Annotated in this window: 8 protein-coding genes; 3 read left to right on the plus strand and 5 right to left on the minus strand. The window is 66.8% G+C overall.

What is annotated here, in order from left to right:
- Positions 1-126: 126 nt before the first annotated feature.
- On the plus strand, positions 127-4,176 hold the full coding sequence (locus AC3WT6_RS01830; protein ID WP_492651846.1) for a sensor domain-containing protein: 4,050 nt from the start codon (positions 127-129) through the stop codon (positions 4,174-4,176).
- Positions 4,177-4,235: 59 nt separating this feature from the next.
- On the opposite strand, the gene AC3WT6_RS01835 is transcribed toward AC3WT6_RS01830, so the two are convergent.
- From AC3WT6_RS01835 to AC3WT6_RS01845, 3 genes are all read right to left on the minus strand, one after another.
- Positions 4,236-6,182 (minus strand): M2 family metallopeptidase, encoded by a 1,947-nt coding sequence (locus AC3WT6_RS01835; RefSeq protein WP_492651847.1) that lies wholly within the window; start codon positions 6,180-6,182, stop codon positions 4,236-4,238.
- Between the two features lie 29 nt (positions 6,183-6,211).
- On the minus strand, positions 6,212-7,699 hold the full coding sequence (locus AC3WT6_RS01840; RefSeq protein WP_492651848.1) for a peptide MFS transporter: 1,488 nt from the start codon (positions 7,697-7,699) through the stop codon (positions 6,212-6,214).
- Positions 7,700-7,813: 114 nt separating this feature from the next.
- The gene (locus AC3WT6_RS01845) at positions 7,814-8,254 is read right to left on the minus strand and encodes a DUF4112 domain-containing protein (RefSeq protein ID WP_492651849.1); all 441 of its coding nucleotides are present in this window, start codon (positions 8,252-8,254) and stop codon (positions 7,814-7,816) included.
- Positions 8,255-8,341: 87 nt separating this feature from the next.
- Between AC3WT6_RS01845 and plsB the strand changes: the two genes are divergently transcribed.
- Together plsB and bamJ are read left to right on the plus strand one after the other, a co-directional pair.
- Positions 8,342-10,864: a glycerol-3-phosphate 1-O-acyltransferase PlsB gene (gene plsB / locus AC3WT6_RS01850; RefSeq protein ID WP_492651850.1), complete on the plus strand. Its 2,523-nt coding sequence runs from the start codon at positions 8,342-8,344 to the stop codon at positions 10,862-10,864.
- A gap of 85 nt (positions 10,865-10,949) precedes the next feature.
- Positions 10,950-11,687: a BamJ family beta-barrel-assembly machinery protein gene (gene bamJ, locus AC3WT6_RS01855; protein ID WP_492651851.1), complete on the plus strand. Its 738-nt coding sequence runs from the start codon at positions 10,950-10,952 to the stop codon at positions 11,685-11,687.
- 65 nt (positions 11,688-11,752) lie between these two features.
- On the opposite strand, the gene AC3WT6_RS01860 is transcribed toward bamJ, so the two are convergent.
- Both AC3WT6_RS01860 and AC3WT6_RS01865 read right to left on the minus strand, forming a co-directional pair.
- Positions 11,753-12,184: a DUF4124 domain-containing protein gene (locus AC3WT6_RS01860; RefSeq protein WP_492651852.1), complete on the minus strand. Its 432-nt coding sequence runs from the start codon at positions 12,182-12,184 to the stop codon at positions 11,753-11,755.
- Between the two features lie 110 nt (positions 12,185-12,294).
- On the minus strand, positions 12,295-13,656 hold the full coding sequence (locus AC3WT6_RS01865; protein ID WP_492651853.1) for a DUF1329 domain-containing protein: 1,362 nt from the start codon (positions 13,654-13,656) through the stop codon (positions 12,295-12,297).
- Between the last annotated feature and the right edge of the window lie 67 nt (positions 13,657-13,723).

A 13,723-nucleotide genomic window follows, 5' to 3' on the forward strand; every position in this document is an offset into this window, starting at 1 on the left:
TTTAGGATGGCCCCCTTGCCGCACGGCGGACGGTGGCGACATCGAGACCAACGGCCTCAGGTCGCGGGCGAAAGCCGCCGAAAATAGCCGGCCTACCGGGAGTTGTCTGATGCAGGAGTCAATGCGGTGACCATCACCCGCGCGCAGCGACTGCGGGGCTGTGGCCTGTTGCTGATCCTGCTCGGCGGCACCGTGATCGCCGGCTGGCTGCTGAAGCTGGTGGTGCTCACCCGTCTGGTCATGCATCTGCGCAGCATGGTGTTCAACACCGCCCTGAGCTTCGCGCTGCTAGGCCTGGCGCTCACGGCGCTATCGACCGCCGCCTCGCCGATGCGGGATCGCGGCGTGCGCCTCGCCGCGCTGCTGGTAGCGCTCCTGGCCGGCGCCAACCTGATGCAGTGGCAGCTGGGGCTGGACCTCGGCATCGATCTCGCCCGCTTTCACGCCTGGGCCGACGATGGCAACCCCAACCCCGGCCGCATGTCGCTACCCACCACCCTGGGCTTTCTGCTCGCCAGCCTCAGCTTGGCGCTGGTCAGCCACCGGGTTACCGCTGGCGGCAAGGTGGAAAACCTGGGGCGGATACTGGCCGCCACTGTCGTGGCGATCGGCGGCATCTCCCTGCTGGGCTATGCGCTGGGCCTGGAAGCCCTGTTCGGCGCCTATCCACTGGCCGGGATGGCGATCCACACCGCCGCCGGCATGTGCCTGCTGGGGGCAAGCTTGTGGCTGGCCTGGAACCAGAAACAGCCAGACTCGACTCCGCCGTCCTCGGAGCGGCTGCTGCTGCTGGTCGGCTGGGCACCGGCCCTGGTGGCGCTGAGCACCGGCGTCGCCGGCATCTGGTCGCTCAAGAACCGGATCGAGAGCGTGCAGATTCAAGGCCTGCAAGCCACCCAGGCCGCCCGGGTGGAGCAGGTGGTCACCATCCTGTCGCTACACGGCGCGCACGGCGCGCTGGCGGCGGCGCAGCTCACCGAGCGAGGCAGCCTGGAGCCCCTGCTCGCCCAGGGGTTCCGCCATGCCGAGATGCGCGACGCCAGTGGCAAGCAACTGGCCGCCGCCGGCACTCCGGGGCAGGTGTCTCTGCAGCTGCCACTGCGACTGCCCGCAGTCGCCGGCAGCGCCAGCCTGATCTGGACCGGCCAGGAGCTGCTGTTCCAGCTGCGCAGCCCTCTGGCCAACGGCGGCACGCTGCTCAGCGAGCAAGCGCTGCCGCAGTTGAGCGCGCTGCTGGACCACGCGTCCGGCGCCGGCCGCCGCGAGGGCATACAACTATGCGGCCCGGTGGATCGGCAGATCCTGTGCCTGCCTTCGGCGATGGATCCCGTGCCCAGTCGGCAGCCCAGCCAGCCCGCGACTCCCGCAGCCAGCCCGATCCAGGCGGCGGTCCGCGGCGACCACGGCACCGCCAGTCTTCGTGACCGCGAGGGTCGGCTCTACCTGGCGGTCTACTCGCCGGTCGCGGACACCGGCCTGGTCAGCGCCTACCAGGCCAACAGCGCCGAGCTGAACGCCGACACCCGCAATGCCCTGGCCTGGGGCGGCCTGCTGGTGCTGCTGCTGACCGCCGCCGGCACCACGGCGGCTACCCGCCGGGTGCGCCTGCAAGCCACCGAGCTGCTGCGCGCCCGGCGCCAGTACGCGCTGGTGGTGAACTCCTTGCAGGAGGGCCTGATCCTGCAAGGCGCCGACGGCCGCATCCTCACCAGCAATCCCGCCGCCGAACGCATCCTCGGCCGCAGCCCGGCACAGCTGGCCCAGCGCGGCTCCACCGACGCCGACTGGCACGCCGTCCACGAAGACGGCAGCCCCTGGCCGGGCGAGGACCACCCGGCGATGCGCACCCTGCGCAGCGGCCAGGCCGAGAGCAACCAGATCATGGGCCTGCGCCGGCCCGACGGCCTGGAAGTCTGGCTGAGCGTGAACAGCGTTTCCGCCGGTGCCGGCGAGGGCGTGGTGGCCTCGTTCGCCGACATCACCGAGCGGCGCGCGGCCGAGCAGCGCGAGCGCGAGTTGCAGCGGCGCCTGCGCCAGCTGATCGAGAGCTTGCGCGACTACGCGCTCTGCACGCTCGACCCGGAAGGCCGGGTCAACAGCTGGAACAGCAGCGCCGAACGCCTGTTCGGCTACCGCGACGAGGAAATTGTCGGGCAGCATTTTTCCCGCTTCTACCCGCCCGAAGACGCCGCCGCCGGCAAGCCGGAGCAGTCCTTGCAGGTCGCGCGCAGCCAGGGCCGCAGCGAGGAGGAAGGCTGGCGCCTGCGCAAGGACGGCAGCCGCTATTGGGCCAACGTCATCCTCACGCCGATCCACGACGACGCCGGCCGCCTGCTCGGCTTCGCCAAGATCGCGCGCGACCTGAGCGAGCGCCTGCAGGCCGACAAGGCGCTGGCCGAGGCCAATCACCTGCGCGAATCGATCCTGGAGGCGGCACCCTTCTCGATCATCGCCACCGACCCCGACGGCACCATCCGCTCGATCAACCCGGCGGCCGAGCGCATGCTCTGGTACCGGCGGGAAGAACTGGTCGACAAGGCCACGCCGGCGCTGATCCACGACGCCGAGGAAATCCGCCAGCGCGCACAGGAAATGAGCGCCGAGCTGGGCGAGCACATCGAGCCCGGTTTCGAGGTGTTCGTGCACCAGTCGCGGCGCGGCATCGTCGAGGAAAGGGAGTGGACCTACGTCCGCAAGGACGGCTCACGCTTTCCGGTGAATCTGGCGGTCACCGCGCTGCATGGCGCCGATGGCGAAATCCAGGGCTTTCTGGGCATCGCCTACGACATCACCGAGCGCAAGCGCCGCGAGGAGTACACCCGGCACATCGCGCACCATGACTACCTCACCGGTCTGCCCAACCGCACCCTGCTCAACGACCGCCTGGAGGTGGCCCTGCAACAGGCCAAGCGCAGCGGCAAGGCGGTGGCGGTGCTGATGCTGGATCTCGATCACTTCAAGCGCGTCAACGACTCGCTGGGACATCACGTCGGCGACCAGCTGCTGGTGGCCGTGGCCGAGCGCCTGCGCGACAGCGTGCGCGGCGCCGACACGGTCGCGCGCATGGGCGGCGATGAGTTCGTGGTGGCGGTGCCGGAGCTGAGCGAGTTCGCGACCGCCGAGCACATTGCCCAGAATATCCTCGACTCGATGGCCGAGAAGTTCGTCATCGGCAGCCACGAGCTGCACATCACCCCCAGCATCGGCATCAGCATCTCCCCCCGCGACGGCGTCGACGCCCATGTGCTGCTGCGCAATGCCGATACCGCCATGTACCGCGCCAAGGCCTCCGGTCGCGGCACTTTCCGGGTTTTCAATCTGGAGATGGAGCAGGCCGCCAACGACAAGCTGAGCATCGAGAACGCCCTGCATCGGGCGCTGCGCAACCAGGAGTTCGTCCTGCACTACCAGCCGCAGATCTGCCTGAGCAGCGGCGCGGTGGTGGGCATGGAGGCGCTGCTGCGCTGGGCCGATCCGCAGCACGGCCTGCGCACCGCCGAGCATTTCATCGCGGTGGCCGAGGAGTCGGGCCTGATCCTGTCGCTGGGTTCCTGGGTGCTGCGTACCGCCTGCCATCAGGGTCGCGCGCTGCAGACACAGTGCGGGCGGGAGCTGAAAGTCGCGATCAACATCTCGCCACGGCAGTTCCGGCAGCCGAATTTCGTCGAGGAACTGCAGACCGTGCTGCGCGAATCCGGCCTGCCACCGAAGAGCCTGGAGCTGGAGATCACCGAGAGCCTGCTGATGGCGCAGACCGAGGAGTCGATCAGCCGTCTTCAGCAGATCCGTGCGCTGGACGTCGGTGTGGCGATCGACGATTTCGGAGTGGGGTATTCGAGCCTGTCTTACATCAGCCGCTTCCCGATCACCGCCCTGAAAATCGACCGCAGCTTCATCAACCAGGTCGCCGAAAACCTCGCCAACGCGGCGGTGACCCAGACCATTATCGCGCTCGCTTCCAGCCTCGGCATCCGGGTGATCGCCGAAGGCGTGGAGACGGCGGCGCAACTCGACTTTCTGCGCCGCCACCATTGCCAGGATGCCCAGGGCAACTACCTCGGCGTCGATCTGCCTCCCGAGCGCTTCAGCGTGCAGGGCTTTCACTTCAGTCCCGGCGTTGCTTACGAGCACTTCGGCGCCACTCTGGACCGCTTGCAGCCCAAACCGGTTGAGTAGTTGGTTCCGACGAAAAAGGGCAGCCGTAAGCTGCCCTTTCGTTCATGCCCAGGTTGCGCTCAGGGCGCGGCGGGCTCCGGCGTCCAGCCGCAGCTCTGGCCCTGGTTCTGCTCCTTGAGATAGCCCATCAGCGGCGCGAAGTATTCGATGATCGCCGAGCCGTCCATCTTCGGGCTGCCAGTGAGCTTGGCCAGCGTTTCCGGCCAGGGCTTGGACTGCCCCTCCTTGAGCATGGCCATGAACTTCTCGCCCGCCGCCTTGTTGCCGTAGATGTCGCACTCGTGCAGCGGGCCCTTGAAGCCGGCCGCCTCGCACAGCGCCTTCTGGAACTGGAACTGGATGACGAAGGACAGGAAGTAACGTGTGTACGGCGTATTGCCGGGGACGTGGTACTTGGCACCCGGATCGAAGTCTTCCTCGCTGCGCGCCAGCGGCGGTGACACACCCTGGTACTGCTCGCGCAGCTGCCACCAGCCGGCGTTGTAGTCCTCGGGCTTGAGGCTGCCGTCCATCACCTTCCAGCGCCACTGGTCGACCAGCTTGCCCCAGGGCAGGAAGGTGATCTTGTCCAAGGCCAGCTTCATCTGGCTGTTGATCACCGCCTTCTCGTCGCTCTTGGCGCCCTTGACCAAGCCGATCTTCTCCAGATGCTGCGGCGTGAGCGAGAGCGTGATGGTGTCGCCGATGGCCTCGTGGAAGCCGTCGTGCGCGCCCTGCTGAAAGATCGGCTCCAGGGCGTTGTACATCAGGTAGTAGTAGATGTGGCCAAGCTCGTGGTGGATGGTGAACAGATGCTCCTCATCCGGCTCGATGCACTGCTTGATGCGCACATCGCCGGCGAGGTTCATGTCCCAGGCGGAGGCATGGCAGACCACGTCGCGGTCGCGCGGCTGCTGCAGCAGGCTCTTGTCCCAGAAGCTGGCGGGCAGCGCCGGGAAGCCCAGCGAGGTGTAGAAGTCCTCGGCGATCTTCGCCATCTTCAGGCTCATCGCCTTGTCGGCATCGTGCTCCATCTCGGCCTGCACCTTCGCGGTCGGCTTGCCCTTGTAGGCGGCCTTGAGCTTGGCGAGTTCCGCCTCGCGCTGCGCCGCCAGGGCGGCGGTCACATCGAGCGAGCCAACACCCTTGTAGGGCTCCATCAGCGGATAGAGATTGCCCCAGCTCTGCGCCCACATGTTGCCGAGCAACTGCGCCGGGATCAGGCCGCCTTTGGGCACCACCGCATCGCCGTACTTGGCGTTGAGCTTGTTGCGCACGTAGCAGTGCAGCTCGTCGTAGAGCGGCTTCACCTGGCCCCAGAGCCGCTCGGTCTCGTCGGCGAACTCGGCCGGGCTCATGTCGTAGCCGGCGCGCCACATCTCGCCCATGTTGGCAAAACCGGACTCCTTGGCCGCGCTGTTCTGCAGCTCGATGAAACGCTGGTAGTCCTTGCGGATCGGCTTGGCGGTGGCGTGCCAGCCCGCCCAGGCCTCGGCCAGCTCGGCCGGCGTCGCCTTGAAGTCGGCGTTGGTGATGATCTTCTCGATCTCCTGCAGCGACAGGCACTGGTCGTTGCCGGCAGCGTCCTTGCGGCACCACTTGCCGGCGCCGTAGTTGGCTTCCATCTTGGCGCCGATCTTGGCCAGCTCCTCGCGCTCGGCCGGCGAGCTGGGCGCGGCCGAACCGACCCGGATCAGGTTCAGCGCCCGCGCGGTCTCCGGCTTGAGATCCTTGAGCGGGTAGAACGGCTTGGCCGCCTGCGCGGTCTTGAAGCTGAACTCCAGGTACTGCTCGTTGGCGCGCGAGGCGACCGCCTGGCTGTCGTCGGTGATATAGGTCGCCGCCAGCCACTGCGGCCCAGTCAGCGTCGGGTAGAAGGCGCGGAAGTCGGCGTTGTACTTGGCGATGAAGGCATCGGCCTCGGCGGCGCTGGGCGCAGCGGCGGCGGCCGGCGTGGCGACCGGCTCGCTCTTGCCGCAGGCCGCCAGCAGCAGCGCAGCGGTCGGGATCAGCAGAAAATTGCGCATGGTTTGTCTCCTCGAATTAGCGGCGGCGGTCACTTCACGCCGCCCATGAGTTTCTGGATGGGCTTGGCCATCAGCACCAGCAGCAGGCCGATGCCGCCGCCGATGAAGAAGATCATCAGGAAGCGATCCGGCGCGTGCTGGATGTCCTCGGCGCCGAGATGGCCGGCGATCAGGCCGGACAGCAGGTTGCCGAGCGCGGTGCCGGCAAACCAGGTGCCCATCATCTGGCTGGTGAAACGCGGCGGAGCCAGCTTGGTCACCGCCGACAGGCCGATGGGCGAGAGGCAGAGCTCACCGAAGGTGTGCAGGAGGTAGGTGAGCAGCAGCCAGACCGGCAGCACCTTGGTGCCCTCGCCGCCCTTGACCACCAGCATCGCGGCCCAGGCGATGATGACGAAGCCGAGCGCCATCTGGATCAGGCCGAGGCCGAACTTCACCGGCACCGAGGGCTCCAGGTTGCGCCGGCCGAGCTGCACCCAGAGGGCGGCGAACACCGGCGAGAACAGCACCACGAACAGGGGGTTGAGCGTCTGATACCAGCTGGCCGGGTGCTGGCCGTCGGCGAAGTAGCTGCCGAACAGGCTGCGGTCGGTGAAGTCGCGGGCGAACACCGTGAACCCGGAGCCGGCCAGTTCGAAGCCCATGAAGAAGCTGGCAGCGCCGAAGAACAACACCACGATCACCGCCACCCGTTTGGCTTCCTCGCTGCTCAGCTTGCCGAACAGGAAGACGTAGCCGAAGAAGAAGAAGGCGATCAGCACCATTGCCACACCGGTGTACTGGCTCAGCGACACCGGGCTGACGCTCAGCGCGCCGCTGGCCACCGCCGCCACGCCGGCGGCAAAGATCGCCAGGCCGATGCCCAGCTGCCAGAGCGAGCGCCGGCGCTCCTCCACCGTGTGGGCGCTGGGCGCGGCCGCCGGCAGGTAGTGGCGGGTCATCCAGAACTGGATCAGGCCGAGGATCATCAGCCCGCCTGCAAGCGCAAAGCCGGCCTGCCAGGACACTTTCTCGCCGATGGTGCCGACCAGCAGCGGCGCCAGCAGGCCACCGACGTTGATGCCCATGTAGAAGATCGAGAAGCCGGCGTCGCGCTCACCGCTGGGGCGATCCTTGTAGAGCTGGCCGACCATGGCGCTGATGTTGGGCTTGAGCAGACCGACGCCGAGCACCACCACTACCAGGCCCAGGAAGAACACCGTCTGGTTGCCCATCGCCAGCATGAAGTTGCCGAGCGCGATGATGCCGCCGCCGAGCATCACCGCATTGCGCTGGCCGGTGAGTCGATCCGCCACCCAGCCACCCGGCAGGGCGAACAGGTACACGCAGCCGAGGTAGAGGCCATAGATCGCGGTGGCATCCTGGGCGGTGATGCCGAGACCGCCGTCCATGACCGCCGCGGTCATGAACAGCACCAGCAGGCTGCGCATGCCGTAGAAGGTGAAACGCTCCCACATCTCGGTAAAGAACAGCGTTGCCAGGCCACGCGGGTGGCCCAGCCATTGGGCTTGTTGCATTGAGGATTTCCTTTCGGGTTTGGGCCGACCTTGCCTTTGGCCGGGGCGGCGAGTCAATCCTGCAGCGCAATATGCGCGCCAAGGCCAGGTGCCCAATTCCCCGTGTGCGCGGCCTCAGCGACCATAGAGCCAGTAGATGACGCCAGCGACGAGGGTTGTCAGCGCAACCAGCCGCAACCAACGTCGGCCGCGCTGCGGTTGCGGCAGTTGCTCCGCCGGCCGGTAGTGTCCCAGCAGCAGCTGCACATTGCGGCGGTTGCTGCGGTAGGCGAAGTCGAAGATGTCACCGAATACCGGCACCAGGCCGATGGCGCCATCGAGCGCGACATTGCGGATCATCTTCAACTTGAGTTCGGTGGGCGCGCCCAGGCGATGCGCCTCGACCACCACATAGCCGCCCATCACCAGGCCGGCAAAGTCGCCGACAACGGGAACCATGCCGATGAGCGACTCCAGGCCGATCTTGAAACCGGTGCCGGGGATGGTGATGAACTCGTCGAGCCAGTAGGCGAGCTTCTCGACGCGTTGCAGGGAGGGATGCTGGACCGGGCTCATGAAGGCAGACGGGCGGCAGGGGTGGGGAAAACTCGATTCGTTAGACTGTGCGCCTACTCACAATACAGTTCACTGAACAAAATCCGCATGCGCATGCTCGCCGCACTGAGCTACTGGCTGGCCTGGTGGCTGTACCGCCCGCTGCTGGCCCTGGTCAAATTCAAGGCCACGCCGGAAAACCTCTACGAGCGCCTGGGCCTGGACGCCAGCCGCCCGATCGCCTTCGTGCTGCCCACCCGCAGCTGGATCGACCTGTTCGCGCTCGACAAGGTCTGCCGCCATTACGGTCTGCCGCGGCCGCAGCGCACCGGCGCCAGCCTGCCCACCGCCGGCCGCGCCGGCTGCGTCTACCTGCCGGCGCTGCTGGAAACGCGGGTGCGGATGACTGAGCTCTCGCAGGTGCTGGCGACGGTCGCCAAGGACCCGCAGTTCGACATCCAGATCGTGCCGGTGTCGATCTTCTGGGGCCGCGATCCGGGCTCGGAGACCAGCCTGTTCAAGCTGATCTTCGCCGACATCCCGCAAGCCGGCAGCGTCCGCAAGTTCTTCATCAGCCTGGTGAACTCGCGCAACATGCTGGCCAACTTCGCGCAGCCGGTATCGTTCCGCAGCTATCTGGAGCACGAACCGGACAGCGCCAAGGGCCTGAAGAAGCTGATCCGCGGCCTGCACTTTCACTTTCTGCGCGCACGCACTGCGGCGCTGGGGCCGGAACTGCCGCCGCGGCGGATCATGCTCGAACGGGTGGTCAATTCCCGGCTGGTACGGCGCGCCATCGAGCACGAGGCCAAGACCAAGAACCTGACCCTGGAGCAGGTGCGCAAGCGCGCCAGGCGCTTGGCCGGCGAGATCGGCGCCGACTACTCCAGCGTCGCGATCAATTTCCTCGAGCGCCTGCTGACCATCTTCGTCTGGGAGCGGGTGTTCCGTGGCGTCGATGTGCAGAACCTCGACCGCGTGCGCGAGCTGGCGCAGAGCCACGAGATCATCTACCTGCCCAGCCACCGCTCGCACGCCGACTACCTGCTGCTGTCGTACACGCTCTATCACCAGGGCCTGGTACCGCCGCACATCGCCGCCGGCATCAACCTCAATTTCTGGCCGGTGGGCGGCCTGCTGCGCCGCTGCGGCGCGTTCTACATGCGCCGCAAGTTCGCTGGCGACGCGCTCTACACGGCGGTGTTCCGTGGCTATGTCGATGCGCTGATCGCCAAGGGCTATGCCATCGAGTTCTTCCCCGAGGGTGGCCGCAGCCGCACCGGCCGCCTGCTGGCGCCGAAGACTGGCCTGCTGGCGATGGTGGTGGAAAGCGCCCTGCGCAGCCGCGCCCGGCCGGTGGTGATCGTCCCGGTGTACATCGGCTACGACAAGGTCTGGGAGGTGGGCAGCTACTTCAAGGAACTGAAGGGCGGCGCCAAGCAGAAGGAATCCGCCGAAGGCCTGCTCAAGGCCGGCAAGATCCTCACCAAGAGCCACGGCAAGGCCTATCTCAACTTCGGCGAGCCGATCGCCCTGCAGGCCTATGCCGACGCGCATCTGCCGGACTGGCGCGCGCATTTCGGCGCCGGCGCCGATGCCAATGCCGACAGCCGTCCCGAAGGCTATTCCGCCTTCGTCAAGGAGCTGGCCGACGAGAACATGCGTCGGGTCAACGCCGCGGCGGTGGCCAATCCCTGCGGCCTGTCGGCGGTGGCGCTGCTGGCGAGCCCGCGCGGCGCCGCCAGCGAGGACGAGATCGTCGAGCAGGTCGGCCACCTGGCCTGGCTGCTCAAGGGCGAGCCCTACTCGCAGCAGCTCTACATCCCCGACGCCAATCCGAAGTCGGTGCTGGACTGGGCGGCGCCGGTGTCGCGCCTGGTGCGGGTGCCGCACCCCTGGGGCGATCTGGTCGGCTGCGCCAGCCGCGACGCGGTGCTGCTTACCTACAACCGCAACAACATCCAGCACCTGTTCGCGATCCCCTCGCTGATCGCCAACCTGTTCCGCACCCGCGCCCGGTTGTCGGAGGAAGCGGCGATCACCGGCTGCCGCGCGCTCTACCCCTTCCTGCGCACCGAGTTCTTCCTGCGCTGGCCGGCCGACGAGATCGAGCAGGTCGCCCGCCGTACGGTGGATGTGATGGTCAACCTCGGCCTGCTGCGCCGCGAGGGCCAGGATCTCTGGCGGCCGGATGTCACCCAGAAGTCCTTCTCCACCCTGGCCATGCTCGGCCGCATCCTCGGCGAAACCCTGGAGCGCTACGGCATGACCGCGCTGCTCCTGGCCGAGGAGCGCAAGACCCCGCAGAACCTGCTGCGCGGCAAGTTCGAACAGGACTGCCGCCTGCTCGCCGAGCGCATGGCGGTGCTCACCGGCCGCGACGCGCCGGAGTTCTTCGACCCGGCGCTGTTCAAGGGCTACCTCAACACCCTGATCGGCATGGGCCTGGTCACCGAGCAGGGCAATGGCGAGGGCCAGCGCAGCCTGGTGGTCGATGCCCGCATCGAACGCATCGCCGAGCGCTCGCTGGAACTACTCTCCGACGAAAGCCGTCAGACGCTGTTGCAGCTCTTGTCACGGCGCCGCGGCACCACCCTGACCGGGGCGGAAACCGTCTCGTCCTCGCCTTGACATCGTGCTCGTTATAATTCCCAGCCCGCAAAGTTCATCACCTACGGCGGCCCGAAAGCCGGCCTTTCATCCACACAGGATTTCCATGCTCACCACCAAACGCACCCTGCTCGCCGTCGCTGTCGCCGGCCTTGCCCTCGCCGCCTGCCAGAAGAAGGACGAAGGCAGCGTCCCCTCGATCACCAAGGCCGAGGAGCTGACCACCGACGCGCAGAAGTTCGGCTACGCGATCGGCGTCGACCTCGCCAAGTCGCTGCAGCCGGTGAAGGACGATGTGGACATCAAGGCCCTGGAAGCCGGCCTCGACACCGTGTTCACCGGCGGCACCTCGGTGCTCGACGACAAGACCCGCGAAGAGATCAAGAACACCGTCGCCCAGAAGCTGCAGAAGAAGCAGCTGGAAGAGCGCACCGCCGCCGCCGGCAAGGCCAAGGAAGAAGGCGAGAAGTTCCTCGCCGAAAACGCCAAGAAGTCCGGCGTGAAGACCACCGCCTCCGGCCTCCAGTACGAAGTGCTGACCGAAGGCAAGGGCGACTCGCCCAAGGCCAGCGACACCGTGACCGTGCACTACAAGGGCACGCTGATCAGCGGCGAGACCTTCGACTCCAGCTACGACCGCGGCCAGCCGGTGAGCTTCCCGCTGCAGAACGTGATCCCGGGCTGGACCGAAGGCCTGCAGCTGATGAAGCCGGGTGCTAAGTACAAGTTCGTGATCCCCTCCAACCTCGCCTACGGCGAGCGCGGCGCCGGCATCAAGATCGGCCCCAACGCCACCCTGGTGTTCGAGGTTGAGCTGATCTCCATCGGCGAGCCGAAGAAGTAAGCCACAGGCGACAAACGAAAGGGCGGCCCGCGGGCCGCCCTTTTTTGTGCCTGCCGCCTTAAGGGCTACCGGGCGCTGCAGTTCTTGGTCACGGCGTCGTGTGCGGTTTGCAGGCGCGCCTGGAACTCCTCCTCGGTCATCCGCGCCAGGCTGCCATCCGGCTGCTCGATGCCGAGCCGGCGCGCGGTCTTTTCTTCCAGGTAGGTGATACGTTCACGGGCCTCGCTGCAACGCTTGTTGCGCGCTTCCAGATCGACCTCGGGACTGCTGGTCGCCGGCTTGGCGGCGCCGGGCTCGGTGGTCGCCGGCTTGGCGGCGTTCGGAGCCGGTGGCGATGCGGGCACCGTGCGGATGTTCTGAGGTACCGCCCCGACCTCGGGCGGCGGAGTCTGGGAGTAGTGCACCTGACCACTGGCATCGACCCAGCGATACACCGCAGCCTCGGCCAGCAGCGGCAGGGCGCTCAGCAACAACAGCAGGGTCTTGGAAGGAGCCATGGGCAGGAGTCTAGACGCTGCGCCGGACGCTGTCGCGTCGGCCAAAAAAAGAGGGGCGGCTCTCATTTCCATGAGCTGCCGCCCCTTCCTCCACACCCCGAATCGATCCCTTACTTGGTGGCCTGCTTGGAGACATTGGCCGGGTCGAAGAAGCTGACATCGTAGTCCTTCTCCAGGCTCTGCGGCTCCTCGTTGTTCATCGCCTGCGCCAGATAGCGGCCGGACTGCAGGTCGTAGACGGTTTCCAGCGCCGGGCCGTGGCCGAGACGATCGCCGCCGTCGTAGATCTGCAGGATGTGGCTCTCCTGCACCCGCCAGAGCGCATTGCGGGCGTCGTAGATGTCCACCGCGACGATCTGCCAGCTGTCCTCGTCGACGTAGAACACCCGCTTCTTGTAGATGTGGGTGGTGCCCGGCTTGACGTTGGCTTCCACCACCCAGACCCGGTGCAGCTCGTAGCGCGGCAGCTCCTGGTTGATGTGGCCCTTCTTCAGGATGTCCTTGTACTTGAGCTTGTCGGAATGCAGTCCGTAGGCGTTGTAGGGGACATACATCTCCTTCTTGCCGACCAGCTTCCAGGTGTAGCGGTCGGTAGCGCCGTTGTAGGTATCGGTCTGGTCGTTGGTGCGCAGGCCGTCGGCGCCGGTGCCGGGATTGTCGTAGCCGACGTTGGGCGCGCGGCGCAGGCGGCGCTGGCCGGGGTTGTACTGCCAGGCGCGACGCGGCTCCTTCACCTGGTCGAGCGTCTCGTGCACCAGGGTGATGGTGCCGGCCAGGCGCGGCGGCGCGGCGACGATCTGCAGAAAGTAGATGCCGACGTTGTTGAGCTGCTCCGGCGTCAGCGTGTGCGAGCCGTAGAGAAACTTCACCTGCTCGCGGATCTTCACCAGATTGAAGTCGCCACTGGTGGTGACCGCCGCCTGGATGTTCCAGCGGTCGACACCGACGCCACGGTAACGCAGCTTGTGGTTCCAGATCGGCTCGTTGCCGGTCTTCGGGATCGGAAACGGAATGCCGAGAATCGCACCGCTCAGCGACTCGCCACCGTTGGCGAGCGCGGCATTGAGCGCGTTCTTGTAGGTCGCCTCGTAGACGTAGCCGGGGAAGGCGCCGCTGCGGCGCGTCGGGTAGACATTCATCTTGTAGCTGTCGGGAAACTTTCCGAACAGCGCCTTCTGGCCTTCGGTGAGCCGGTTCTTGTACTGCTCGACGTTGGCCTTGGTGATGCTGAACTTCGGCCGGTCTTCCGGGTAGGGATCGCAGTAGCGCGCGCCCTGGCCCTGGTAGCAGGCCGGCGGCTGGGTCAGGCCGCCCTCCCATTTGGGAATGCTGCCGTCCTTGTTGCCGGCGCGCTCGGCGCCCACCGGGGTCAGTTCGGTCTTGAGCTTGTCGGCCTCGGCCTGGGAAACCTTGGCCGCCACTGGCTGGGCAGCCAAACCCAGAAGCAGGGCGGCATACAGTGCACGCTTCATCGCTTCTCTCTCCTCTCGTTATGCCCCGACCTTAGCTCAGACCTGACTGGCCCGCCAGCTTTGCGGC

The sequence above is a fragment of the Stagnimonas sp. FW305-C-60 genome (assembly GCF_058782965.1).